The sequence below is a fragment of the Alteromonas infernus genome (genome assembly GCF_902705815.1).
Genome location: NZ_CACSIG010000003.1, coordinates 1 through 25,147, shown reverse-complemented (window position 1 = coordinate 25,147; position 25,147 = coordinate 1). Strand labels below are relative to the sequence as shown.

Annotated in this window: 21 protein-coding genes; 9 read left to right on the top strand and 12 right to left on the bottom strand. The window is 40.2% G+C overall.

Annotated elements, in window-relative coordinates; all coding sequences use genetic code 11:
• Positions 1–21: 21 nt before the first annotated feature.
• Entirely contained in the window at positions 22–780 is a 759-nt protein-coding gene (locus tag ACX5J7_RS00240; RefSeq protein WP_498705681.1) for a DUF2034 domain-containing protein, read from the top strand.
• Positions 781–801: 21 nt separating this feature from the next.
• Positions 802–1,551, top strand: a complete 750-nt coding sequence (locus ACX5J7_RS00235; RefSeq protein WP_012516807.1) for an NYN domain-containing protein — start codon at positions 802–804, stop codon at positions 1,549–1,551.
• A gap of 1 nt (position 1,552) precedes the next feature.
• Here the strand turns inward: ACX5J7_RS00235 and ACX5J7_RS00230 are convergent, their stop codons facing one another.
• The 6 genes from ACX5J7_RS00230 to ACX5J7_RS00205 form a co-directional block, all read right to left on the bottom strand.
• Positions 1,553–1,846, bottom strand: coding sequence for an RNase H1/viroplasmin domain-containing protein (locus ACX5J7_RS00230; RefSeq protein ID WP_126872538.1), 294 nt, complete (start codon positions 1,844–1,846; stop codon positions 1,553–1,555).
• A gap of 58 nt (positions 1,847–1,904) precedes the next feature.
• Positions 1,905–2,312 carry a DUF2787 family protein gene (locus tag ACX5J7_RS00225; RefSeq protein WP_498705680.1) on the bottom strand — a complete coding sequence of 136 codons (408 nt, stop codon included), beginning with the start codon at positions 2,310–2,312 and terminating at the stop codon, positions 1,905–1,907.
• A 275-nt stretch (positions 2,313–2,587) separates the two neighbouring features.
• The gene (locus ACX5J7_RS00220; RefSeq protein WP_498705679.1) at positions 2,588–3,055 is read right to left on the bottom strand and encodes a hypothetical protein; all 468 of its coding nucleotides are present in this window, start codon (positions 3,053–3,055) and stop codon (positions 2,588–2,590) included.
• An 18-nt stretch (positions 3,056–3,073) separates the two neighbouring features.
• Positions 3,074–5,104 carry an AAA family ATPase gene (locus tag ACX5J7_RS00215; protein ID WP_498705677.1) on the bottom strand — a complete coding sequence of 677 codons (2,031 nt, stop codon included), beginning with the start codon at positions 5,102–5,104 and terminating at the stop codon, positions 3,074–3,076.
• Between the two features lie 12 nt (positions 5,105–5,116).
• Positions 5,117–6,010, bottom strand: coding sequence for a tyrosine-type recombinase/integrase (locus ACX5J7_RS00210; RefSeq protein WP_498705676.1), 894 nt, complete (start codon positions 6,008–6,010; stop codon positions 5,117–5,119).
• Positions 6,011–6,573: 563 nt separating this feature from the next.
• Entirely contained in the window at positions 6,574–6,759 is a 186-nt protein-coding gene (locus tag ACX5J7_RS00205) for a hypothetical protein (protein WP_498705675.1), read from the bottom strand.
• Positions 6,760–7,082: 323 nt separating this feature from the next.
• On the opposite strand from ACX5J7_RS00205, the gene ACX5J7_RS00200 reads away from it, so the two are divergent.
• Together ACX5J7_RS00200 and ACX5J7_RS00195 are read left to right on the top strand one after the other, a co-directional pair.
• On the top strand, positions 7,083–8,945 hold the full coding sequence (locus ACX5J7_RS00200; protein ID WP_498705674.1) for a DUF3987 domain-containing protein: 1,863 nt from the start codon (positions 7,083–7,085) through the stop codon (positions 8,943–8,945).
• Positions 8,946–9,360: 415 nt separating this feature from the next.
• Positions 9,361–10,581 (top strand): hypothetical protein, encoded by a 1,221-nt coding sequence (locus tag ACX5J7_RS00195; protein WP_196898092.1) that lies wholly within the window; start codon positions 9,361–9,363, stop codon positions 10,579–10,581.
• Positions 10,582–10,838: 257 nt separating this feature from the next.
• Here ACX5J7_RS00195 and ACX5J7_RS00190 read toward each other — a convergent pair whose 3' ends face one another.
• From ACX5J7_RS00190 to ACX5J7_RS00175, 4 genes are all read right to left on the bottom strand, one after another.
• Positions 10,839–12,488: an ATP-dependent nuclease gene (locus tag ACX5J7_RS00190; protein WP_156085792.1), complete on the bottom strand. Its 1,650-nt coding sequence runs from the start codon at positions 12,486–12,488 to the stop codon at positions 10,839–10,841.
• Positions 12,489–12,504: 16 nt separating this feature from the next.
• On the bottom strand, positions 12,505–13,239 hold the full coding sequence (locus ACX5J7_RS00185; RefSeq protein ID WP_156085793.1) for a hypothetical protein: 735 nt from the start codon (positions 13,237–13,239) through the stop codon (positions 12,505–12,507).
• An 84-nt stretch (positions 13,240–13,323) separates the two neighbouring features.
• On the bottom strand, positions 13,324–14,139 hold the full coding sequence (locus ACX5J7_RS00180) for a hypothetical protein (protein WP_061094005.1): 816 nt from the start codon (positions 14,137–14,139) through the stop codon (positions 13,324–13,326).
• Between the two features lie 61 nt (positions 14,140–14,200).
• Positions 14,201–14,572, bottom strand: coding sequence for a hypothetical protein (locus ACX5J7_RS00175; protein ID WP_342284815.1), 372 nt, complete (start codon positions 14,570–14,572; stop codon positions 14,201–14,203).
• Between the two features lie 1,599 nt (positions 14,573–16,171).
• Here ACX5J7_RS00175 and ACX5J7_RS00170 point away from each other — a divergent pair.
• The 5 genes from ACX5J7_RS00170 to ACX5J7_RS00150 all read left to right on the top strand — a co-directional run bounded on the left by ACX5J7_RS00170 (position 16,172) and on the right by ACX5J7_RS00150 (position 23,190).
• Positions 16,172–17,452: a TolC family protein gene (locus tag ACX5J7_RS00170; protein WP_012516884.1), complete on the top strand. Its 1,281-nt coding sequence runs from the start codon at positions 16,172–16,174 to the stop codon at positions 17,450–17,452.
• 2 nt (positions 17,453–17,454) lie between these two features.
• Positions 17,455–18,636 carry an efflux RND transporter periplasmic adaptor subunit gene (locus ACX5J7_RS00165; protein ID WP_498705668.1) on the top strand — a complete coding sequence of 394 codons (1,182 nt, stop codon included), beginning with the start codon at positions 17,455–17,457 and terminating at the stop codon, positions 18,634–18,636.
• A 15-nt stretch (positions 18,637–18,651) separates the two neighbouring features.
• Positions 18,652–21,759, top strand: a complete 3,108-nt coding sequence (locus ACX5J7_RS00160) for an efflux RND transporter permease subunit (protein ID WP_012516886.1) — start codon at positions 18,652–18,654, stop codon at positions 21,757–21,759.
• A 43-nt stretch (positions 21,760–21,802) separates the two neighbouring features.
• Positions 21,803–22,681 carry a cation diffusion facilitator family transporter gene (locus tag ACX5J7_RS00155; RefSeq protein WP_012516887.1) on the top strand — a complete coding sequence of 293 codons (879 nt, stop codon included), beginning with the start codon at positions 21,803–21,805 and terminating at the stop codon, positions 22,679–22,681.
• Positions 22,682–22,947: 266 nt separating this feature from the next.
• On the top strand, positions 22,948–23,190 hold the full coding sequence (locus ACX5J7_RS00150; protein ID WP_014978032.1) for a DUF3955 domain-containing protein: 243 nt from the start codon (positions 22,948–22,950) through the stop codon (positions 23,188–23,190).
• 216 nt (positions 23,191–23,406) lie between these two features.
• Here ACX5J7_RS00150 and ACX5J7_RS00145 read toward each other — a convergent pair whose 3' ends face one another.
• Together ACX5J7_RS00145 and ACX5J7_RS00140 are read right to left on the bottom strand one after the other, a co-directional pair.
• Positions 23,407–23,814, bottom strand: a complete 408-nt coding sequence (locus tag ACX5J7_RS00145; RefSeq protein ID WP_015066029.1) for a diacylglycerol kinase — start codon at positions 23,812–23,814, stop codon at positions 23,407–23,409.
• Entirely contained in the window at positions 23,802–25,100 is a 1,299-nt protein-coding gene (locus ACX5J7_RS00140) for a phosphoethanolamine transferase (RefSeq protein ID WP_498705666.1), read from the bottom strand. The genes ACX5J7_RS00145 and ACX5J7_RS00140 overlap by 13 nt, the downstream gene beginning before the upstream one ends.
• Positions 25,101–25,147: the final 47 nt, after the last annotated feature.

The window sequence follows — 25,147 nt, the reverse complement described above, 5'->3', positions numbered from 1 at the left end:
ATTCAACAAGGATGTTCGATTATGCCTAGAAAAAACACATCTTTTGCTGACCTTCTTTTCCAAGCGCCATGGTGGGTTTCAGTTATAACATCGGCAATTACCTATTTGTTAATTGGCCATTTACTACCTTCTATCGGAACGGATAATCAGCTAATCAATATGGTATTTAAGGCGCTCGCTGTTCCTGCGCCTTACTTTGCAATTTTCATATTACTCATTGCTCCATTTTCATTTTTTAATGCTCGACGCAAGGCCAAGCAATTAGATACTCAAAAGAGCATTGAAACTATACGTCAGCTGCACTGGCGCAACTTCGAAGAGCTAGTGGCAGAAGCCTTTCGTAGACAAGGGTATCGAGTAACCGAAGGTGGGTTTGGTGCTGACGGTGGAATTGACCTAGAGCTTAGGAAAGGTGATGAACGAGTCATCGTTCAGTGTAAACAATGGAAAGCGCAAAAAGTTGGTGTCAGTGTGGTACGCGAGATGCTTGGCGTGCTCACTGCCAGCAACGCAGCCAAGGTTGTCGTAATTTGTTCGGGTAAATTCACCCAGCAAGCTATAGATTTTGCCTCTGATAAGCCCGTTGTACTTATTGACGGAGACGAGCTGCTTTCACTTATCCATGATGTGCAAGCGGAGCCAAAAGTAGAGGAGATAAAAAAAAACGCTTGCCCTAGGTGCGGAAGTGAGCTTGTGGAGCGGCAAGCAAAGCGAGGAGCTCATGCAGGCAATACTTTTCTAGGTTGTTCTGCCTTTCCTAAATGTCGTTACACAGAATAAGTATTTTTAAGGAAAAAATAGATGAAAGACTTGGATGTTCATAAAAAAGTAGCGGTGCTAATTGATGCTGATAACGCTCAGCTGTCGAAACTTTCTGCCATTTTGGATGAGATATCAGCACACGGCCATGTTCTCATCAAGCGTGCCTACGGGGACTGGTCTATTGATGCGTTGAAGAACTGGAAGACGCCTCTTAATGAATTAGCCATACAGCCGATTCAGCAATTTGCTTATACAACGGGTAAAAACGCAACAGATGCGTCGATGATTATTGATGCGATGGATTTACTCTATTCTGAAAAAATAGACGCATTTGCTTTAGTATCCAGTGATAGCGACTTTACTAAGCTAGCGTCACGTTTGAGAGAGTCAGAGAAGTTTGTGTTTGGCGTAGGTGAGAAAAAAACGCCAGTGTCATTTCGCAACGCCTGTGATGACTTTATATTCACCGAAAACCTAGAAGCTGGTCAGGTTTCTAAATCAGGTAAACCTAAACAGGAGCAAAGTAGCGCTGGTAATGGTGCAGAAGAGCTAATACCAGCAATGCTTAAAGCTTGGGAGTTATATCAGAATGATGATGGTTGGGTGAATGTTAGTCCAGTCGGTAATTTTCTAAAGCGTGCAAAACCTGATTTTGACCCAAGAACTTATGGTGCAGCAAAAGTGACCGATATTGTTTCTAGTCTGCCTACCGTCTTCGAAATGACGCGACAGAAAGGAAAAGGGACGACACAAATTATCTTGTACCGTCCTATCTTCGCGACCACTTAGCCTAATCTAATTCCCAAGGAGGAAGATCAACGTTATCCATATTCGGCTTTAGAGGTTTCTTTTGCTTGGTTTTGCGTTTTGCCTTGAGCACTATTTTGCCGTCGTCTAAAAAGCGTCTGTAGGCGCGTTTTGCTTCTTCGATAGACGCGAAACCTTGGTAACGGCTTCCTGAGTAGCCATTCACTAAGGCTTTAGTTTCTTTCCATGATTTGTAAACTCCCGGCGTTCGACCTTTAAAGACTACATAAGCGGCATACCTGCTAGTGATGTTGTAGTTGGAAAAGCATCTCGACATGATTACCTCCTTTGGTTTGTCAGCTTTCCCAATGTGTTTACACTTTTATGTTTTGTAGCTACTCGGATACCGATATCGAGAAAACATCTAATTCCAGCCAGTAATGCAAGAAGTTACCTTCCCATATTTGATACATATCGGTTGCTTGCTCAATAGGAAACACACCGAACAGGTTTTGAAAAACACCTGCATCGAAATCAAAGTCGAGGTCTTTTGCTAGCTCTGCATAGGGGACATTTCCTATATAGGCAAAATCCGTGACGTAGCAAAAGTGCCATGCGTTATTGCGTTTCTCCAAACGAATCTCTACAGGGTGAAAACCACCATTTTCAGCTGAGTAATTAGGGTCTCTGAAGTTAATTGTTACGCTTGTTTGTGACACGCTATGCTGCACAAGTAAATCGACGAGTGCTCGTGCAAATCGCTTTGAGACAGGCAAAGCGAGTCCTTCATAATGAATATGCATAATAAAAACTCTTCTAATTGGAATCTATGAATGTGAGTGCTGCCTAGCGCGTCTGTACGACGCTTTCAAGCAACTAAGCAACGTACCTGACTAGCAGTTTTCAATGTCTTCTACGTCGCTTTCAGTAGCGCTATTCGTTAAGCTTCTGAAACGCTAGCGCTACGTAAGTGCGACTTACTTTTGTAAGATAGACAGCACTCGATTCTTGGTTCGTTGTCGTTGTTCATACAATCACGCGCTAAGGGCGATAACTGATGAGTAGAGCAGGGGGCTAACTACGATTTTACTAACTTTGCGTTGGTCGGAGTCTTCCCCTTTGCGACAGTCTTTGGCGGCGATATTAAGAACTCATCAAGCTCTCCTTTTTCTACCGCGCTTATCAAGATGTCGATGACCTCGGGAAGCTTTTCTTTAGCGCCAACATCTATGGCTGGTTTCCCCTTTTGTAACTCGATTGCTCTTATGCCCACTTTTACTTCCAGGAAATAGTGGTTATCTGTGTCGTAGTACCAAGGACGAACAGTAGCCTGCCAACGTTTTTTAATTCGCTCTCCTGTTTCTGGATCTTTGACTGTTTTTTCTTTGTATGCCACGAATGGTGTGCCTTCAAGCATACAAGTGGCGAGCTTTTTTTGCTGTTCAAGTCGGTTGATTAGCTTCATACGCTTGTTCAATACCGGTGGCTTCTGCTTGATTTCAGGACGAGCGATAACCTTGAGCGAACTCAATACAGATGTAGTCATAATGTTTACCTTTAAATGTTAAGGGCGAATAAAGCCCATTGGTGTGTGTTTCTGCTTACGCAGGTTTTCATCTGCCAACAGGGTGATGGCAAAGTCACGAATTTGAATTTTGGGTTGAAACTTCTTTCGACGAGCCAATAGAGCGAAATCACCGGGTGTAAGGTTGCGCAGTGAAGATAGCTTTTGTGTCTCAGCTTCCTTGAGCGTTCTAACTTTAGTGAGTTTTTTGTACAACTCTACTACTTGAGTAGACGTAAGGTATTGGCAGTCTAGTTTGAAATCGAACCGACGTAACACGGCTTTATCAAGCTTGTCGGAAAAGTTAGTAGCAGCGAATAAAGGCTGTGTGAAACACTCTATTTGCGTTAAGAACTCATTAACCAGCTGATGTTCGTGATGAGCAGTGAGCGCTTCACGTGAGCTTAGTAAGCTATCCACTTCATCAAGCAATATGACTTGCTCCTCATCATGAGCGCGCTGAAATAGCTCAGCCACCTTTTGCTCACTTTCACCCACCCATTTACTTAAAATATCAGAGCATTTAACACGCAGCAGTTTCCTACCATGTAGCTCTGTCAGATAGTGCGCGAAAGCGGTTTTTCCTGTTCCTGGAGGACCTGAAATCAATGTTCTCGCTGGCTGGTTGTGTTTAAGTGCGAACGCTATCTCGTTGAGATACTCCTTTGACTGCTTAATATTTAAGTAGCTCGTATCGAAAGGTAGCTCACTTTTGTACTCAAGTTTATTTTGCCATTGCTCCGTTGCTCTAAGTGACGCTTCGACAACTTGACCGATTACAGCTTCTGCGCGAGCACGTTTAGCGTTCACAGCGTGGGCGACATGTGTTGCGTTAGCAACAATTGCTGGCGTAATGTTCTCTGTTTGACTAATCATTTTTCGTGCAGACGTAGAAACACTTAAGCCGTGATAGTAAGGCCGCGTTATCTGTTCGATTTCTTCTGGTCTTAACGTAGGAACGTCTAATACGAGCTTGAATCGCCTTATAAAGCTTGGCTCAAGATATTGGATATGGTTTGTAATCCAAATGCAGGGAATTTCGTTTTGCTCAATGAATCGCTGTAGATGTTCTTTACTGTATTGGCTGTCAGCACAATCGAATAAACTCTCGCATTCATCTACCAGCAACATAGCGTCCGCCTTACGCGTCAGCAATGATTGAAGTAACGCTAAATAACGTAGCCTTTCTTTGTTTGGAAAGCGGCTATTGAACTCATCTTCAGAAAAATTGCTAGCAAGTGCAGTAGAGCGAATTTCGTAAAGTGTTCTATCGCAGTATTTGGCAAGTGTCCTCGATAACTCTGTTTTACCTGTTCCTGAAGCTCCATAGAGCAAAATACTTGCTCCAGACTGTCTAGACTTACTAGCAGCAGTGAGATATTGCGACAAAAGCGCAGTATTCACGTGAGGAAAGTCATCCAATGTGAAGTTTGCATCGGGCGAAGGATGCAGCAACGGTGCTATAAGTGTTTCCCTTGAGGTGATTGTTTCACTTAACAACGTTCGAACAAGTGCTTTTGGCATTGCACCATACTCGAAGGACAAAAAGTCTGTATCAGGCAGAAAACCATAATGATTGAGCTGTGCAGTTGCGTGAGAAAATAGTTCGTCACTGATGCCTGAAATGTCTTTGAGGATTTCGTTTAACGAAAGGTGACTTGTTTGCATGTGCACCTCAGAAGAAAGCGCTCTAATCCACTTGTTAACCTGCGAGAGTAAGGCGAACTGAATCAGTAACTCGGTTTGCTTAGGCAAGTCCATCACGGTTCTGATATAGCGACAATTAGCTAAAAAGGTTTTCGTTACCTGAGGTTGGGTATCAGTAATAGTGAGGCAAGCTTTGTAATTGACGTTTTTGCTTCTACCTATGAAAAATGATTGGGAAGATACCTTGCTACCACGCAAATTACTGGCAAGACTTTTACTGAGTATATCGGTATCGATTGAAGGCAGATAGTTGAGTAATCGCTTGCCCCATTCACATGCAAGGTAATTAAGCTCACTCGACTTATTGAGTACTTTATAAGACATGCTGGCGCCCCATTATTGATAGGAAAGTAGAGATGCAGCTTCTTGCATCACTTTTTCATTTCGCTTGTCGTACATGATGGTTGTACTGATATCCTCATGTCCTGCCATTTGGCGCACAGTGTTTATATCTACATTTTGTTCAAGTAATCGTGTGATAAACGTTCGTCGAAGGTCATGCGGCGAGACTCCTTCTATGCCAATTGATGCTAGCGACTTTTGAGTGAGCGAATAAATAGAGCAAGATGACAAAGCGGTGTTGGGTTTAATATTTCCACCTTTTGCGACACGAACAAATAAATGACCGTTACTTTTACTTCGAAGTGCTAGCCATTGATTCAGCGCAAGTTGCGTCCATGCTGGCAGATGAACAGTTCGGCTCTTGTTACCTTTTCCTTTTCTGACGATCAAAGCTGTACCTTCGATAAAGTCTTCTACCAAGAGTGCTACTAGTTCACTTCGTCGTAACCCTGTGCCTAAAAGTGTTGAGATTAACGCGTAGTTTCGAATGCCAAGAACAGATTTATCGCGTTGTAACTTTATCAGCAGCTTATTGACCTCCTCAGTTGAGAGAGGCTTTCCATCATGTTTGCCATGATTCACTTTGCTGATAGCCCGAAGTTGAATTGACTGCATTTCTGGTACGAGCCCAGACAGTACAGCTATTTTTACGATACTTCTGATTGCTATCATTGCTCTGTTGATAGATCTAGCTGACCAACCCTGAGTGATAAGCTTCGTTTTGATATAGGTAGCTTGTTGAAAGTCGATATGATGATATTTATCTGTTCGCTCTTCATCAGTCCAACCCATCATGTCTGCGATGCTATTTAGTTGTGAAGCAATAGAGCGCTGACTATTAGGCGCAAGTCGACCTAAATACAGCGCATAGGGGCAAGCTGCATTCATAAAATGCTCCGAAGTTGTAGTTAAAAGTATTGAATTTGAATGGAAGTGCTTAGAAAGCGAAAAAGATAATATCAGGCGATATTAGTGATTTATATGGCTGTTTTGTCCCAGTAAAAAATAGTTATTTTGTTGATTTCCCCCAGCGCTTAGTGAGATCTATTTTGTTGAACCGCTCATTGAGACGGATGTGAACAATTTTGGCATCTTTAGATAACAAAACTTCTTCCTTCGTGTACTTGAAGCCTATCCTATTTACAGCGAGGTTTTCTTCACATAACTCTGTACAAGTTATGTAAAAGAAACTGTGTAGTCTATTGAGCAAACTAATAAGATGTGATGTATCCAAGTCCAGCCGACATTTATTAGCAATGTCTAACAGACTTTGCTTTTCCAAAAAGTCATATCCAAACTCACAGTTGCGAGTGCCGTGAAAGTAGAGCACCCCATTTTCTCCAATTTGTGACATATGGAAGTCAGACATTGGTATGAGAAGAAAGCTTTGGCTTCCTAAGTTGTGCTCAAGTAAGTCAAAGAGTAAAAAGCCGAGTCGAATATCGTCAGCATCAAGCCTCGGATTTCGGACCAAATTTTTTAAAATACAGGTCGAAAGCTTGCTGCGGCGGTTTCATGCGACTTAATTCAATATTTACATCGCCACTACGACCTAGCCCTGTCGCTTGTTCTAACGCCTCACGTTTAGCGTTGTCTGGCACCAGTCTGATTCGGCTTTCTTCCGTTCCTAATTTCACAATTACTCAACTCCGAACTATTGGAAAGTTTTTTATTTTAGCTTTCTCAGCCTATCAGTTTTTTTTGTCAATAAGAACAATAGCTTAAATAGATAAATTTTCCCTAGTATAAAGATTGACTAGCACACTTTTAAACGTGTCAGAAGAAAATAGAAAAAAGGCACGGTCTGTTATTTTTAAGTGTTTGATATTATTTAACTTTTTCTTTTTTTATTGGCTTCTTAATAGGCTTTTTTCACTGAGGACAACACTGCTACACATCCGGAAAATAGGTTTTGATTTTACACACCGTATGGTCATCGAGTTAATTTTTTGGAGCAAAAATGATGAAGAAAGTAACAAATATTTCTACATTAAAAAGAATGGGGTTTAAGAGCATCAAAGACCTTTACGAGCTAATTGAAATAACTGAAATGGATTCAGCAGAATTAATTTACTGCGTGCCTGATGGAAGTACTAGAAATGTCAGGCAAAAGCTAAGAGTAGCTGAGGGCTTAAAATGGTTAAAAGATGAAAATAATGAAGGGAGAAAAGCCTTTGTTAAAAACAATAAGTGGCTGGAACGAAGAAGAGTAATAGGGATTCAAGGCTCATTCAATCTCGATAACATTGAAGAAATACAATTTTTGAGAAAAGTGTCTTATGCCTCTGTCATCAAAAAAGTTGGGTTAACGAAGTACAGCGTTATTTGGTTCGTCTTTCACGAAGATGAGGAGCTGCATGAAAAGTTAACCAATGCCTTAATAGCAGAAAATGAAGGCTGTAAACATGCGAAGGTTATAACCTATTTTCCGATTCAAATTTCGGGCTCGAAGAACTGGGATAGAGGCGAATTTGCGTATGAGCAATGGTATAAGTATCAGCCACTCACGCTAGTAGAATTCGTTCTTAAGAACAGTTTAAACGTGTGGGTGCCGCCAGCTGAATTAAACCTATATGAGGGTAGTAGCGAGGCATTGCCTATTGATGCATTACCTAAATTAATGCAAGAGACTGTAAAAAACTTTAGCAAAGCCTATTGTTGCCCCCCTGAGTTTGCTTTCGTTCCACTTGTAACGATGATTGGTTCAGTCATCGGTCATAAAATTCACGTTAAACCAAGAAAAAATAGTGACTTGGTGATTGCGCCAAATTTCTGGGCTATATCAATAGGAGACTCAGGAGCTGGTAAATTTCCTGTTCATTTGCGGATGCGGGAATTTTTTGGCCCACTCAATGATAAAGCTTCGATGGACTACGAAGATGCCAATAAGCGGTATGGAGCGCAGCAAAAAATAGAGAAAATACGTGAAAGGATAAGTTCACAGCATATCAAACAGCGCATTATTGCTATCGATAAAATCTTAGACCCTATAGAAAAAAGAAAGATGGAGGAATTACTAGCATCTGAAGTAACTGAAAACTCAAGACAGCCTCAAAAACCGTCGTTAGTACGTTATACAACCAACAAGGCAACATATGCCGACTTGCAACGCACACTAGGTGAAAATCACAATGGGATTTTGATGGACCTAGAGGATCTAAAAGGATTTATTCATCAGCTTCGAGGCTCCAAGGGATTTGAATATCGTTCATTCCTATTGGAGTGTAATTCGGGGTTTGGTCAGCATGATATTGATAGGTTAAACACGGGCACTACGTATGCCAGTAACATGCTCTTGTCGATTTTTGCAACCACCAAACCATCTGTTGTTTATCCACATATTCGAAACACTTTAAAGGGAAGTGAGGAAAATGATGGACTGTGGCAGCGCTTTAACATTCTTGTTCATCCGAAAAATACTGACAAAGTTTCATCTGCTTCCGGAGAAGTGGAAGTATCATTAATTTCGAAAGTACAGAGTCTCTTTTGTTCAATCAATCAATGCGATTTCGGCTTCCAGCCAAATCTTGGCCTGAAAGAACGCAGCGTTTGCTTGTCAGAGCAAGCATTGGGTGTTTATAAACAGTGGTACAGAGAGATTACTTCCTTCAAAAGTAAGAAAGACGTCAATGATGTGTACCAAAACTACCTATTAAAATATAAAACGCTAGTGCCTAAACTTGCACTGCTTTTTGAAGTGGTTGAAAGTTTTGACGATGCCAATCAAGTTATCGGCCCTATAAAAAGCGTTTCCGAAACCTCAGCTAAAAAAAGCCGTCAGAATTGCAAAATTTTTGGAATCTCATGCTCGCCACGTTTTTGACGTTAGAACAAATGTTGATACCGCTAATGCGATACTGATTTTAAAACGGATAGATCGACTCCCGCCCAAATTCTCGGCTCGTGACATAGCGCAAAAGAATTGGAGTGGGCTAAACACAAACACCGATGAAGTGAACCGAGCCATTATGGTTTTAGAGTCTGTGTTAGTGGTTCGAAAGGCTACAAATTGTAGACAGAAACCATTGTGGGAAGTGAATCCTTATATCACTGAAGCTGGTTCTCAATGATATAAACCTTAGTAGTTGTTAGAGGTGCATTTTTAGTTCAACAAAATGCACACTCAACACCTTCACTTTTAGTTGTTAATCTCTGTAATACCACTGTAACTATCTATTAATACACACTATTAATATAGGGTATAGGCAGACACTTCTACGTATTAAAAGAGTGTTTTTATGGCAGATCGCAAAAATACACAGTCATGGATTCGTAGCACTTTTGATAAGTCTCGCTATGAACTTATTAACGACAAATACAATTCGCAGCTGTTGGCACTGCTTGATTTGGCTAATACCGAACCAAGTTTTAAGCAAATTAATAACGTTACAGCAAAGCTTCAAGACAAAGCATTATGTCGATACCAGGCCATGTTACTGCAAATATATTGTAATGAACCGCAGCGATATCTGAGATTAGATTGCGACCAAATCACACTGACAGTGAGGTGTTCAATAAAGGATATCGATTCACTACTCAAACCTATTGGTGCTAAAAATAAGTCTCGCATTTATAAAGCAGGGACAGCGGCAAAGCCAGCAGACTTCACAGTTTTTCCTACCTCGACCTACGAACTCAATGGTGGAGGCTCTGGGCTTATTTACGGCAAACCATTTTATTCACACGGATTCGAGTTTCGGTTCAACGGTGATAGTTATAAGTCCCTGTTCTTATATTTAGAAGGGAACGAAAAGGAGTCCGGTAAGTATTCTCTACGATTATCGTTTAATCCAAATAAGCTAACACGGGATGAAATAAAGCAGGCGTTAATTCATGTTCAAAAACGTATTGGCGGTGAATACCGGTATACGCAATTATTCAGTAAGGCAAAGGTGACAAGAATCGACTTCGGCATTCTATTACCTGGTGTTTCATCAGCGTTTGTACAAGCGTTCAGAGACAACGCAAAATCTATAAAGTCACATTGTATACCGTTCAATGGACAACAAGTTGTCGAAACTACTTATCTAGGTAGCAAGTCTAACGCTAGTCACTGCATCGTGTATGAAAAACTACTCAAAGAAAGTAAGTGTTATCCAGAAGTTAAAACAGTAATCGATAGTTTAGCTGTCACTACGCGTATTGAGGTGCGTCACCTTTTATATAAAGAGAGGCACGAACTAGATGTAAAACAAATGCCAGAGTTTCCTTCAAGGTTGAAGCAAGTCAGGATTATATCGCCTAGACATTTTCACTTACTGAATAACGAGATGTTACAAGAATTGCTTACTGACAAGCGACAGGAAAGTGTAAAAATTATGCGGAAAAGTATTCGTAGCGAGCTTATAAAAAGCAGAAAAAGATTGAGAGTGCATAAGATTGATCAGAGGTGGTTGGAAGAAGAACAAACAATAGTAGCGAATTCCTTGATGAGTTTAATAATAAACCCAAATAGCTGAACGCTAATTTTCCAAGACTTACTTACTCTTGATTTAGCTTTTAAATACTAATTTATCAATATCGAGTAATCTCCAATATTTACTAGTGAATTGATATTAAGTAACACTGATAAAAAGCATCGCAAAAAGTTAGCTTTTTGACTTGCCTAAGATAGGTAGCGTAGAGCTTATTAACGCTACCTTTACCTACTATAACCTAAAGAACTAAATGATTAGAAATATAGCTACGATACTGCGAAACTCGCTTTTAGCTAATGCTATTCAACCATAGCGTCTAGCTCTGCGTGTGTTGTATACAAGCCTTTATGAGTACCATCCAAAATATCGTTTAACGAATTACGTAAGGCCGTATATTTCGCATCGGTTTCAAACTTTGCAGATGTGAGGTGAGTAAACAAATTGTAAGGCTTATCTTTTTCCGGTGCTTCATTGAGATAGAACCCTTCAAAATCAGGGTTGTGTACCACTGTTTGCACACGGCCATTTGCTTCATCTGCTAGAGTCCTAATCTTCAGGTTTATTGACCACATTGCGTTTGCCTTTCCAACCTTATTCAATTTCGTGTCGAGGTCATGCACAGCGATTGCGTTTGCGTTGAATTGATCAAATATTTTAATAAAGGTTGGAATATTAGCTTTACCTCTACAATTTATAACGCAGTATTGAGCCTCTAAACCACTTTTCTCAATAATATACTGATATGCAAGGTATTCCGTGTCACCTTCAACAAGTATCGAATTTGGGTAGAAGAAAAATTCATTCACTGTAGGGCAGCAACGGTTTAGCATCTTTAAATTGTCTTTTTCGTCATCACTGAATTTTGCTCGATCTGTCTGGAAGTAAAATACGTTTTCTTGGTTGTTTGAAACCTTGATCAGAGTGGTGTGATCTTGAGTCAAGTCGATAAAGATAGGCGAATGGGTAGTGCAAATAATTTGCCAGCCTTCTATGTCAGCCAATGCGTAGATTGCTTTGCGTGCAGCTTTAATTATCGAAGGGTGTAAATTGATTTCGGGCTCGTCTATCAAAAGAATTTTTGGGTTTTCATCGTGAATTTTCTTTGTCCCTTTCTTTAAGAGGCCTTCACTGCATAGAGCGTTAACTGCTGACCATAAGAAAGCTCTTTTGATGCCTGTTCCTTGATGTTCTAATGATGATTGATGGTTACTTGTCTTTATAAAAAACTTACTTCCATCTTTGATAGCATCTTCGACTTTAAACTTACCTACGCCAGTTTCGAAGATTACAGATGAACCAGAAAATAGCTTATTAATTTCGAGTTCAATTTTCGAGCTAAGTTTACCAATGCTACCTGATAACTCTTTATCTACCTCTTTGGCAAGCTTTTCAATTTCGGCTACTATACCCGCAACTTTTGTTCTATCGTCCTTAACCTTTTTAGCTGCATTTTTGGACGCTAGGTCTTTTACTATCTTTTCTAAGGCTTCAACTCCGTCATTTGGATTTAATCTAATAGGGGTAGGTAATCTACTTTGCAATAAAGCGTCCCAGCCACCAGCACCACCTTTTTTCCAATGGTTGGTTATGGAACTAAAACTATATTTAACACCTTTTTCATCAGGGTTTTCCCACCTGATCTGAAACTTTGCACAAGAACCAAAATCTGGGTCGTTCAGTAGGAGCCACTCTCGACCAAAAGTGTCAATATCTTCTTGAGTTAAATCTGTAAAAACACCTGTGATAGATATTGGCTTTTTAGCATCTCTGCAATGAAAGTAGTCGATACTCAGCGGACTACCCAAGGAAACATAAGACTCGTATGCATCAAGAATTGTAGATTTACAGCTATTGTTTGGACCTACCAAAACAACGATGTTGTCTATTAAAATTGTAATTTCGTTACTAATGCCTTTGAAATTCGAAATAAGGATTGCTGAAAGTTTCATAAACGTCCTTGTTGTCTTAAATATTCTGACTACTGTTTTCGAAGACCGTAATTAAAGATTCATCCAAATAGGGACCGATCTCGCTAAAATCGTAAATGCTATTTATGTTCTTATTGCTAATGATCCTTCTGCATTTTAATTTAGTTAAAAATGAATCACTACTAGCAACGGTGAGAATATCTTGTTCAAGATCTCCAGCTAGTTTTTCAACCAATTTAGATTCTAACCTTCGCGAAATACTCTCAAAAGAAGGCAAATTTTCTTCGTTAGTGTTATCGACCCAATCTTTGGTCCTTGTTAGATGATTCTCTATTACCTCGAAAGTTTTTTCAATTTTTATGTTTTTCTGCAATCGGTAAGCAAGTATTGGGTCATGTTTTGAAAGCTCTAAAATAGCGCTGTCAAACTGAGAGGAGAAATCTACTCGCAGTTCTTCCTTCATATCAATGATTAACGAATTAAATGCTTTCTCAAGGGCAATTCGTAGCTCTGCTTCGAATGCTGATTTATCTTTAGGCGAGAATGCTTGGTCATTCAATTTCTCTAAATACAGCTTCAAGTAACCGTCAATCGCGCGATCTGTATTAATTACTGAATTGATAAATACATTGCGTAACTCAAGGAGTAAATAAATTATTGTTCGATTACTTTCTTTTTTTTCTCTCTGAATTTTCCATATATATGTTGCTAAGGCTACTAAAATAGTTGCACTAGCGGTAATAAAGGATCCTAAAATCTTAAGTTCTATCATGTAACTCTCGTGCGATAAACTCATCAACTAAAGATGCTAACAAATGCAAAATTAGTTTTTGTTTATGAAGTAGATTAATAAGTATCAGCAATTTTGTAATACTGTGAAGATAGCGTTTTGCGCAGACTCTCTAAATTCACGACCAATTCTTGGTGTGTATGAAGGGTGGGGGGCTGATATTACAGTTGTTTTAAAATCGCCTTTTTGCAGGCTACCTACTGAAAACTTGAACGTTACTTTACCTCTAACTTCGTGATGCTGTATGTCTGTTAAGTTTGAAGAGTGTAGTAGCCAATTCTTTGATGATGGGCTATTAGAGCTCTTGGGAACAAGAACAACTTTTGGCTTGAAGTACTCGATTATCTGATTGTTCAGCTCGTAAGAAAACTGAATAGCTCTCTCTAAAAGCGCTTTATCGTATTTAGCCAACTGAGAAGTGAAGCTTTTAAAATCCTTACTTCCCCACAGCACTATGTTAGCCATGAGCGTTTTGTGTTCACCAAACCGCTTGTTGAATATCTCTGAGTAGAATTGCCACTTGTTGTTTGGCTTGTTAATAGGATCCCACAATGGGAAATTCGCACCTTCGCTATTTTTGTACGCTTCGCTGAAATTGTCGTTCATGGCTTGTTGCACAAAACCCTCGTAGTGGGAAGGGGAGGAAGGAGACAAAATAGCGTCGAGAGATTCTGGAGCATTAGGATTTGAGCCTAACCAAATTACATCAACTGATTCGGTATTGAGCTTACTTAATACTTTTGCTGTCTCGATTTCCCCGAAGATAGAGCCTCTAAACGGTATCGAATAAGAGCCTGTACCTCTCTTGAGCGCTTTATTTTCTTGGTTTTCTACAAAGTCAGAAATACTATTGTTTATTACTTCAAATATATTCAACGTCATGTCCCTATGATTTACTTGCGTATTCTTTATTGAACGACTTTTTAACTTTTTCGTAAGCTTTTTATGAACTAAAGATACGGTAATGCTTGTCTAGCTTCCAAGTGCATTGACTCGGTATTAGATTAAATCTAACACATACTAAGGTTTGAAGCTCAACGCTCTCTACCACTTTTCTATCTGCATATATATTGAAGAACTTTGAGTTTCCAGAGTAGATTACTCTACCCCTGCTGACTTCTTGATATTCAACAGCAATGAGCTCAGGAAAACACGGAAGGTATATTCTATGCTCTTCCCACTCTACTAAATGGCTAAAGTCACTGTCATAGAGTGAAAGGCTATCAGGCTCTGCACTATTCAAAGGCATCGCTTTAGCAAGTACAGTCGACTTGTAGACCCAAAAAATACCAATATGAGGCAGCTTAGCTTTCATCTTGTATATCTCCAACATGTTGACGTCACCCAACTGTCTTGACAGAGATTTACAACCCTTTAATTATTTTAAATTTGCTGCTGAAGTGAGCGCTATTCGCTTGCATGATATATCGTAGTCAAAAGAGGAAAGCTAACTTCTTATCTCTACTCGAATAGGTAACGTTAATAAGCATTAACATGAACTATTTAACATGAAAGTAACTCTGCTACGGTTCTAGATCAGAAAGAGAATTATCACAATTATTATAGTGCCCCTTCATAGATTTCAGTCATCTGTGGAGCCTCTTCAGATTTTTAGGAAACCTCCCCTAAAGAAGCTTGCTATGCCAGGAATGAGTGGTTGTTAACAAACAAAGTATACTTCAGAATTCATACTCGAAGCGGTATTACTCTGCTAGAAACCTGATATTATTGGTCGTCAGATTGCTTTAGATATTAGTATTTTTCTTAGTCTACCTAACTGCTGAAAACATCATGCTGCGCAATCTAAAGATAAAACACATAAGAGCAGTGATCCCCGTTGTGACGCGGGGATAGCAGATTAAAACATGAACTTGCCAAGGTCAAAAAATGACCGGCATTTTTACGCGAAGCGACAACGTTTTTAGCCAAAAAGTTACAGTAAGGTATCTAGCGATATCGAGTTTCCGATATGCCTTTCTACTAGTCTATTGTACCGTTTATTCGAAAATGGAGCCTTAGATGATTTGGTGAACTCAAAGAAGCGATGCGAACCAACTTCATGCTCATAAGCATAGCATCACGGTTATGGCATGAGCCAGATAATATTTACTTTGTTGTTCATTGATGCGCTCACTGTAAGGAGATCAGATAGCAATTGGAAAAGCTACCTCTTGGGTCAACGGTGATTTTATCTTTCAGTATTGGACTTGCTTTTACACTTGTTGTAGGGGGTATTACAGGTTTTGGTACGAGCGAGACGCAATAATTGTGACAGGCTTATTGAAATTGCATGATGTATTCTTCTATTCCTTCGGTGTACTTATTTTACATTGCCGGATTATGTATGAGCAGGCTTTGCAGTAGATTTCTGTTTTTCTGACAAGATTTAGCAACTTAATTGAAATACATGGCTTTTTAATACAGAGTTCCTCTTGTGAATCAGAAAGCTGACCATTTAGGCATTGACTACAATCATATTTTAAGAGAACATGAATTGCCAATAGAGGAATCTTGTGTTGAAAACGAATTACCGCATTAGCAAAAATCTAAAAGTGGTCTTAGCCGCTTTTTTGTTGTGCGCACAATTTTTGTTGATTGTGACTGACGCGTTTTCTATTGAACAAGACCACTTGTTTAGCAATGAATTATGTACTGAAAATACATTAATCGAACTGTCCGATGCTTACGATTTAGATACGGGAAGTGATTGTGACCATTGTTGTTCTTGTCATGGCCATTTTACACACATAGCTTTTTACTTTGATATTGAAAGCTCGTTTCTAAAAAAATCTCCCAATTTAGTCTCAGTTTATAGTGAAGCTACACCTAATCGTTTCATTAACCAAATAGAGCGTCCTCCAAGAATTTAATCCCTGTCGTTTTTCGTTTTTTCAACTGACTAGGATTATATATCATGAAAATTTCACAGTTTCCTGTGCGCAAATTTACGCGCGCCGGAATATTGACTAGTGCATTGATGCTATCTCAAGCCAATGCATTGGCAGAACAAGTAACTTTAGATGATGCAGTTCAACTTACTCTCAACCGTCATCCAAGCTTGTTGAAATTCAGACCTCTTACTAGAGCTCTTGAGGGAGATCGCCAACAAGCTTTGCTTTCTCCAGCTTACACCGTAGGTGCTAATCTAGAAAATGTGATGGGCACAAGTTCTACTTCGGGAGTTCAAGCAGCAGAAGCAACCATCTCTCTATCTTCAGTGTATGAACTTGGTGGAAAGAAGAGTGCAAGAACACTGGTTGTGGATGCCAGAGCTGCCCTTTTAGATTCAGAGCAGTATTCAATGTCTCTCTCACTACTTGGTGGGCTCACTCAGCAGTATATTCGCGTTCTGGCACAACAGGAGCGTCTGCAAATAGCTGAGCGAAGTGTGAGCTTAGCTGAAGATGCTCTTACTGTGATCACTAATAGAATAAAAAGTGGTGCAACGAATGATGCTGAATTGTTCAGAGCTAAATCGGCTTTAAATCAAGCGAAATTAGAACTTGCGACAGCAAAGGTGAATAAAGAGATAGCCCTGCAATCTCTCACACTATTCTGGCAGGGCAATTATGAAGATATCACGCTTACTGGTTCTTTAAATTCACCCGCTAAAAATTATTCCTACGAAACACTTTTTAACCAATTCTTATCATCATCGAATGCGGATTTACTAATTAAGTCACTTGACCTGAAGGACGCTGAAATTCAGTTGGCTAAGTCTGATAATACCGCAGACCTATCTTGGTCTGTTGGTGTTAGAAGGAATCAGGGAGCTCAAGATACATCGTTAGTTTTTGGTGCCTCAATTCCACTATTTGCTGAGAAGAGGAATTCGGGTGCAGTCAAATCTGCAATTGCTAGTAAGGAGGCGGAGTTATTAGAGCGAGACACCAAGTATCTCGATGTAAAAGCGATTCTATTTAAAGCAACGAAAAGCATAAATTTTAGTTCACAGGCAGCATTGCACCTGGAAAAAGAAGTAATGCCAGATTTGAAAAGAGCATTGGAGCTGACCAAGGAGGGCTATCAAAAGGGAATTTACACTTATCAAGAATGGTTTGCTTCACGTGATGCACTTCTCCAATCTCAACGGAGTCTCATCAACTATCGCGAAGCCACCCTGCTCAATGAAGCACTTATCGAACAATGGACAGGGCAATCTCTGAAATCATTCACTTTCAATCTCCAGGATTAATTATGCTAAAGCAAATTTTATTTTTATTTCTTATCGGCACTGTGACATCTATCGCGACCGCAAGTGAAGATGCCACCAATTCAAATGACAACCAAAATATATTCCAGAAAGGTAACATCAAAATAGAAGTAAGTATCGATGAAAACCCCGAGGGCTCTGTAATTATTGCCTCGACTTTTGAAGATGGGAAGCCATTTATCCCTGATTCCTTTTCTATAGAGCTACAGAAGTTAGGTTCAAGCTCAGAAAAATTTGAGTTTCAAACTTCAGAGGGGGTTTTGCGGTCAATAAAAGCTCTGTCTGAACCTCATTCTTTTAGGGCTACTATTTATCTGACTGACAAAAGACGAAAGTATTCCTGGGAGTGGGAAAACTTCGAGGGAAGAACACAGATCTCAAGAGCATTAACTGAAAAGTTTCAATTAGCAACCTCCGAAGTTCAGAGTGGGACCATTGAAAGACATATCGAATTGTTGGGTACTCTTGTAATTCCACCCAAGAACAAGGCTGAAGTTAATGCGCGGTTCTCGGGAGTTGTAGAAACTCTCGCTTCGGATGTTGGTGACAGCGTGAAGGCTGGCGATGTAATTGCAAAAATTCAATCAAATGACAGCTTACAAACCTACATCGTGAAAGCGCCAATTTCGGGTACGGTAGTAAGTCGAAATGTTAATGTTGGGCAGTTGGTTACCAGTGAAACGCTTTATAAAATAGTCGACGCTGAAACGCTTTGGGCAGAATTGAAAGTATTTCCATCCAAGCGGGATACAATAAAGCAGGGCTCTTATATCCACATAAAAAAAGGTTCCCGACAGCAAGATGCAAAGGTCAAATTTCTCATTCCGTCAGGTTCACTTGAACCTTATCAGATCGCAATTGTTGAAATCACTAATACCGAAGGAGAATTCTCCCCCGGCGATATGGTTACAGGTGTAGTTGATGCTCAGAAAGTCGATGTTTCGCTTCGCGTTGAGAATGAAGCTATCCAATCAATGGATGGTAACTCAGTTGTATTTTTAAACGATGGTAACACGTTTCAAGCTGTCCCTGTCGAGCTGGGTATAAAAGATGACAACTTCACTGAAGTAAAGCGTGGCTTAATCGCTGGTCAAATTTACGTATCAAAAAATAGCTTTCTGATAAAAGCGGATCTTGAAAAATCCGGTGCCTCTCACGCTCACTAATCCTGGAGACGATAAATGATTGATAATATTATTCGTCTTTCAGTAGAAAGACGCTTTTTGTTTCTTGTTCTTGCACTAATCTTAATTGGGATCGGCGTTTGGAGCTACCAGCGATTACCTATTGATGCTGTACCAGATATTACAAATGTACAGGTTCAGATTAACACCAAAGCTCCGGGGTACTCACCATTAGAAGCTGAACAACGAATAACATTTCCTGTCGAAACAGCACTATATGGCTTGCCTAACTTATCCTATACACGTTCTATATCGAGGTATGGTCTTTCACAGATTACAGTTATTTTCGAAGAAGGAACGGATATCTTTTTTGCCCGAAATTTAATCGACGAAAGACTTGCTAACCTTAAAAGTGTTTTACCTGATGGCCTTGAGCCAGAAATGGGGCCAATCGCAACAGGGCTTGGCGAAATTTTCGTATATACACTGGAAGGGAAAGATGGAGCAACGTTACCCGATGGCTCGCCGGTCACACCTATGGCTTTAAGAGAGGTACAAGATTGGATCATTCGACCACAGTTAGCCCAGGTTCCGGGAGTAGTAGAAGTAAACACTATTGGAGGTTATGACAAGCAATATCACGTCAATCCCGACCCTGTAAAAATGCTGGAGATGGGAGTCTCGCTTAAAGACATTTCTGAAGCACTATATTTAAACAATGATAATGCTGGAGCAGGCTATATTGAGAAAAATGGCGAGCAACTTCTTGTTCGCTCTCCAGGTCAATTGACAGGGATAAAGGATATCGAAAATGTCGTAGTAGGAAAAAAAGGATCTGTTCCTGTTCTAATAAAAGATATTGGAACTGTAGGCTTGGGTAAGCAGCTGAGGACCGGTGCCGCTACAAGAAATGGTAAAGAGACAGTGATGGGAACGGTCATGATGTTGCTGGGAGAAAACTCAAGGGAAGTTGCAGCTTTAACTGCCAGTAAATTAACTGAAATTCAAAGATCGTTACCAAGCTGGGTAGTTACTGAACCCGCCTATGATCGAACTACACTGGTCGACAAAGCGATAAACACTGTGCAGAAGAACCTGCTGGAAGGAGCATTACTCGTAATTGTCATATTATTTTTACTACTAGGCAATATTCGAGCGGCTCTTATTACGGCTGCGATCATACCTATTGCTATGATGATGACAATCACTGGAATGGTCCAGAGAGGTGTTTCGGCAAATCTGATGAGTTTGGGGGCTTTAGATTTTGGTCTGATTGTCGATGGCGCTGTCATCATTGTTGAAAACTGTATTAGGCGCTTATCTGAAGCGCAACAGCATCACGGCAGACTTCTTCAACTCAAGGAACGTCTAGAAGAAGTGAAAATAGCAACGATTGAAGTAATCAGGCCCAGCTTATTTGGAGTCGGGATCATAACCGCTGTTTATCTGCCTATTTTTACTTTAACAGGCGTAGAGGGAAAGATGTTTCATCCCATGGCAATAACTGTTGTTATCGCTCTTATTGCGGCAATGATTTTGTCACTGACGGTAGTGCCTGCAGCGATCGCAATTTTCATGGGGGGAAAAATCAGTGAAAAGGAGAGTTTTTTAATACGTTGGGTGAAACTGGCTTACGAACCAGCACTTAGGGCTATTCTTAAATTTAAAGCTGCTGCTCTTGGGGCTGCACTAGCGTTTGTTGTCTTCTGCGGATGGTTGGCAACAACACTTGGGTCTGAATTTATTCCTCAACTGGATGAAGGTGATGTCGCTTTACAGGCTTTACGCATAACGGGTACCGGTCTAAACCAATCAATTCAAATGCAAGAATTACTTGAAGGTGCGCTGTTAGAAATTCCAGAGGTAGCGGTAGTCTTTGCGAAAATAGGTACACCAGAAGTCGCTACAGACCCAATGCCTCCTAATGTAGCCGATAGTTTTGTAATACTTAAACCTCGCTCAGAATGGCCTGATCCAGCTAAATCTAAATCGGATCTAGTGGCTGAAATTGAATCAGTCGCCTCAAAGCTTCCCGGTAATAACTATGAATTTACCCAACCAATTCAAATGAGATTTAATGAATTGATTTCCGGCGTAAGGGCTGATGTTGCAGTCAAGGTTTTCGGTGATGACTTAGAGCAATTGTTGGATTCTGCAAATAAGGTTGCTGAGATCGCTGAGTCGATACAAGGTGCCTCAGACACCCGAGTTGAGCAAGTTGCCGGCCTTCCTATGTTGTCCATATTACCAAAACGAGATGCTCTCGCAAGGTACGGTCTTAACGTAGCAGACATTCAAGCACTCGTTTCAACCAGCATAGGGGGTAAGGAATCAGGCATAATCTATGAAGGCGATCGTCGGTTTAAAATTGTAATCAGATTATCTGAAGAGTTGCGTACAAATATTGACAAATTAGAGAGCTTACCTGTTCGTGTCGGCAATAGTTTTGTACCGCTTGAAGAGGTAGCCACTCTCGAGTTAAAGCCGGCGCCTGCACAGATCAGCCGAGAGAATGGAAAGCGCAGAGTTGTCGTAACGACTAACGTACGAGGAACCGACCTAGGAGGATTTGTCGTTGATTTACAAAAAAGACTTAAATCCGATTTAAAAATGAAGGAAGGATATTGGTTAGAGTTTGGTGGTACCTTTGAACAACTGGAATCCGCCAGCAAACGGCTGACTTTAGTCGTTCCGGTTACGCTTGCGTTGATAGTTGGCATACTCATTATGGCGTTTGGGTCTGTTAAAGACGCATTGATAATTTTCACTGGTGTACCACTAGCCTTGACTGGAGGAGTACTGGCACTCTGGATTAGAGATATGCCTCTTTCAATTTCTGCGGGAGTAGGCTTTATCGCTTTGTCCGGGGTCGCGGTTTTGAATGGACTAGTGATGGTCGCATTCATCAGACAACTCTGGCAGGAAAATGGTGATATTTATACTTCAGTAATTCGAGGGGCCATAATCCGGCTTCGACCTGTTTTGATGACTGCGTTAGTGGCCAGCTTAGGCTTTGTTCCCATGGCACTTAATACAGGAACAGGTGCTGAAGTACAAAGACCGCTCGCCACTGTAGTCATTGGGGGAATTATATCGTCAACTTTACTGACACTGTTTATATTACCTGCGCTTTATCAGCTCGCACATAACAAACGCAACTCTTAATCAAATTTTACGCCCGGTATGTTCCGGGCGCACCGGAGCCTCTATGACTCATAATCATTCAAATAGCTCAAACAAAATTGGGTGGGCTTTTCTATTAAATTTCAGCTTCACAATTATTGAATTTATTGGCGGCTGGCTAACGAACAGCACTGCTATAATGGCAGATGCTGTTCATGATCTCGGCGATTCAGTTTCTATTGGAAGCGCCTGGTGTCTCAATAGGTTAGGAGAGAGAGAGGCCGATGAAAATTTCACATATGGGTACAAGCGACTCAGCCTGTTAGGGGCATTTATTAACGGAGCCGTACTTATCCTTGGCTCAATCTGGGTATTATCAGAAGCCATTCCTCGAGTATTAGACCCGGTCGTTCCAAATACAGAAGGCATGATATTACTTGCGATTCTAGGTGTCGCTGTAAACGGCTTTGCTGTGTATAAACTCCAGGGAGGAAATACCCTAAACGAGAGAGTGTTGAACTGGCATTTATTGGAGGACGTTTTAGGCTGGGTTGCTGTATTAATTATTGCCATAGTAATGCAATTTGTCGACTGGCCAATTTTAGACCCCCTACTTTCGATTGGCTTTACGCTTTTTATATTGTTTAATGTAATTCGAAACTTATTAGCAACCTTAAAATTATTTTTGCAAGGTGTTCCAGAGAAAAACTTATACAAACAAGTGTTAGATGAACTCCGGAGTGTTGATAGAGTTGAATATATCCATGACTTAAAAATTTGGTCACTTGACGGAGAACACAATGTTATTACTATACGCGTTGGCAGTGCCTTAAAGACAGTTGAAGAATACAAGTTATTGAAGCTTGATATTTATGATAGCTTGGCCATGTTTGACTTCAGTTACAGCACAGTTGAAATAGAGTTTACTGACGAGCATTCTGCAGTTAATGAGGAGGTGAGATGAAATTCCATTACCTCATTAACAATGATAGTCGACAGTAATTCAAGTTTTAATACTAAGCTAAAATTTTATTTGTGACACATTGTCTACAATCATGACTATAGATTTTCATGGAACTTTTTAGTTTGTTCCCGTTAAACTGTAAGGAGAGTGTGATAGATAATAATGCGTAACTAAAGTGGTAAGAGGCAAGATTGAACACGTACCTTCGACATCAACGTTTCTTTCGTGCTCTTACGAGATGTTGAAAATAAAATATAGAGACATTAATGAAATTTATAAGTAACTATAAGATGAGCTTCTTATTTTTTATTAGTGGTATTTTGTGTTTAATCGCTTATAACATAAAAGGCTCGAGTATAGATGAAAATGGTTTTTTGGTTGAATCGTTTGGCTTCATTCCTATATTTTGGCTGTTTGAGCTGATGGCATCGCTGACTTTTGCTTTCACTTTCATTAAACTTAAAAAAATCAGCGAAAGTAAAAGCACGCGAAGAACTTTTTCTAACTGACAATTTTGCTTTGCGATTTGCTATGCAACTCCTGGCTAGTAATTGAAAACTGAACCTAAAGGTTGTTGGGTATTGCCTTTTAGTTATATCAGACTTTAACTTCTTATATTAAAGCTCGCTAATTATTGGCTTTCTATTCTTTTATACACATTGATGAATTTGCATAGTTGGACCCATGTCAGTGCGGTACCTCATCGGTGAGTCAACAGTCTCAAATCAAAAATATCTACACAATGTAGCTAACCACAACAGTGATGAAATTGCGATCGTCACTAAAACAGCCGCTGAGCCTAAATCTTTAGCTAAGCCTGACAGTGGGTGAATCTCTTTTCCAATACGGTCAATAGTTACTTCAATTGCAGTATTTATAATTTCAGCGAACAAAACGAAGAGTATGGAGGAAAGTAAAATCGCCTTTTCCATATAAGGAATTGACCAAAATGCAAGCACTCCCGCCGCTAAGATAAGTAAGATAAGTTCTTGCCGGAACGCTGACTCGTTTTTAACAAGCCATGATATAGCTCGAACTGAGTTTTTCATTGCTAATACAATACGCAACATGCCCTTTGGTTTGGCTTTAGGGTCGAAATGCATTTTTGATGTGGTTTCGTCTATGACTCGCATTTTCGTAAAATATCCTGAGTGGGTTGGTAGGTGCTGCTTTGCACATTAGTAAGACCAAGTAATGTGTCAAAAAGGTTGTCATGCGAATAAGGATGACTGGACAACGACCTTACGCAATCACTGTATTCAGGTTGGCTAAACTTGGAGGCCCAATAAACCATTGGTACATGAGTTTGCTCAACAGGCGCTAAATTATAAGGGAAACCGTGTAAATAAAGCCCTTTTTCTCCCAATGACTCACCATGATCCGATAGATAAAGCATCGACGAATTAGGAATAGTGGAAAGCTGTTCAATAATCTGGCCTAGCACGTAGTCTGTGTATGCAATAGTATTATCGTACGTATTTGTCAGCTCTGCCTCTTCACAATTTTGAATATCACTTCTGGGACAGTCAGGCACGAACTTAGCAAATTTCTCTGGGTATCTCCGGTAATAGGTAGGCCCGTGTGAGCCAATCATATGTAAGACTATAACTCTATGTTCTTTAGATGGTCTTGAAAGAGTTTCTCTTAAAAGGTCAATAAGTACCTCATCATAACAATAATCTCCATCGCACAACTTGGGAACTCTTGACGGGTTGAAGTCTATAGTCTCTACCCTCTTGCATACTCCTTTACAGCTACTGTTATTGTCAATCCATGTGACGTCAACACCTGCACGATGAATGATGTCTAAAACATTGTCCTGACTGTCTGCGATACGCGAATCATAATTTTCTCGTGAAAGTCTTGAGAACATACATGGCACAGAGACTGCGGTAGCAGTGCCGCAAGATGTCACCTTGCTAAAACTGATTGCACCTGCGTTCTGGATATTAGGCGTAGTACGCCTCGAATAGCCGTTGCTTGAAAACTTGTCAGCTCTGGCCGTTTCGCCAACCACAAACACTGTAGTAGACGGATGTATATCAGCATTCCCTTTTATGTAGGGACGCTTGTCTAATACTTTGTAGGGGAAAGGCGGATAGAAGTAAGTGTCCCGAAGGTACTTGTACCCTGAATCATAAAAGGCGTAGGGAATAATATACTTCGTTAGGTCTTTGTTATTTCTGCCGACAGCTGCATAGCTCTTAAAAAGGAACGTGGCTATAATTGCAATACCCAATAAAGCTAATAAGTTCAGCACTAGAAGGTGCTTGATTCGAGCCTTGAGCTTCCCATTTAATTCCAGGTTAAAAATCGCAAATACAGGGATTAATCCCAATATAGAGAAGAATAAAACAAGTGTCGAATTTAGATAGGAAAAAGCTTCACCAGAATTTGTTTCCATTACATTCTGTATCATGCTCTTTGACGTGGTCAACCAAAATCACACAACCCAGTTTTAGGCTG

Excerpts from the sequence above, each read along its gene's own strand:
- ACX5J7_RS00240 (WP_498705681.1), top strand. The coding sequence starts at position 22 with ATGCCTAGAAAAAACACATCTTTTGCTGACCTTCTTTTCCAAGCGCCA.
- ACX5J7_RS00235 (WP_012516807.1), top strand. The coding sequence starts at position 802 with ATGAAAGACTTGGATGTTCATAAAAAAGTAGCGGTGCTAATTGATGCT.
- ACX5J7_RS00230 (WP_126872538.1), bottom strand. The coding sequence starts at position 1,846 with ATGTCGAGATGCTTTTCCAACTACAACATCACTAGCAGGTATGCCGCT.
- ACX5J7_RS00225 (WP_498705680.1), bottom strand. The coding sequence starts at position 2,312 with ATGCATATTCATTATGAAGGACTCGCTTTGCCTGTCTCAAAGCGATTT.
- ACX5J7_RS00220 (WP_498705679.1), bottom strand. The coding sequence starts at position 3,055 with ATGACTACATCTGTATTGAGTTCGCTCAAGGTTATCGCTCGTCCTGAA.
- ACX5J7_RS00215 (WP_498705677.1), bottom strand. The coding sequence starts at position 5,104 with ATGTCTTATAAAGTACTCAATAAGTCGAGTGAGCTTAATTACCTTGCA.
- ACX5J7_RS00210 (WP_498705676.1), bottom strand. The coding sequence starts at position 6,010 with ATGAATGCAGCTTGCCCCTATGCGCTGTATTTAGGTCGACTTGCGCCT.
- ACX5J7_RS00200 (WP_498705674.1), top strand. The coding sequence starts at position 7,083 with ATGATGAAGAAAGTAACAAATATTTCTACATTAAAAAGAATGGGGTTT.
- ACX5J7_RS00195 (WP_196898092.1), top strand. The coding sequence starts at position 9,361 with ATGGCAGATCGCAAAAATACACAGTCATGGATTCGTAGCACTTTTGAT.
- ACX5J7_RS00190 (WP_156085792.1), bottom strand. The coding sequence starts at position 12,488 with ATGAAACTTTCAGCAATCCTTATTTCGAATTTCAAAGGCATTAGTAAC.
- ACX5J7_RS00185 (WP_156085793.1), bottom strand. The coding sequence starts at position 13,239 with ATGATAGAACTTAAGATTTTAGGATCCTTTATTACCGCTAGTGCAACT.
- ACX5J7_RS00180 (WP_061094005.1), bottom strand. The coding sequence starts at position 14,139 with ATGACGTTGAATATATTTGAAGTAATAAACAATAGTATTTCTGACTTT.
- ACX5J7_RS00175 (WP_342284815.1), bottom strand. The coding sequence starts at position 14,572 with ATGAAAGCTAAGCTGCCTCATATTGGTATTTTTTGGGTCTACAAGTCG.
- ACX5J7_RS00170 (WP_012516884.1), top strand. The coding sequence starts at position 16,172 with ATGAAAATTTCACAGTTTCCTGTGCGCAAATTTACGCGCGCCGGAATA.
- ACX5J7_RS00165 (WP_498705668.1), top strand. The coding sequence starts at position 17,455 with ATGCTAAAGCAAATTTTATTTTTATTTCTTATCGGCACTGTGACATCT.
- ACX5J7_RS00160 (WP_012516886.1), top strand. The coding sequence starts at position 18,652 with ATGATTGATAATATTATTCGTCTTTCAGTAGAAAGACGCTTTTTGTTT.
- ACX5J7_RS00155 (WP_012516887.1), top strand. The coding sequence starts at position 21,803 with ATGACTCATAATCATTCAAATAGCTCAAACAAAATTGGGTGGGCTTTT.
- ACX5J7_RS00150 (WP_014978032.1), top strand. The coding sequence starts at position 22,948 with ATGAAATTTATAAGTAACTATAAGATGAGCTTCTTATTTTTTATTAGT.
- ACX5J7_RS00145 (WP_015066029.1), bottom strand. The coding sequence starts at position 23,814 with ATGCGAGTCATAGACGAAACCACATCAAAAATGCATTTCGACCCTAAA.
- ACX5J7_RS00140 (WP_498705666.1), bottom strand. The coding sequence starts at position 25,100 with ATGATACAGAATGTAATGGAAACAAATTCTGGTGAAGCTTTTTCCTAT.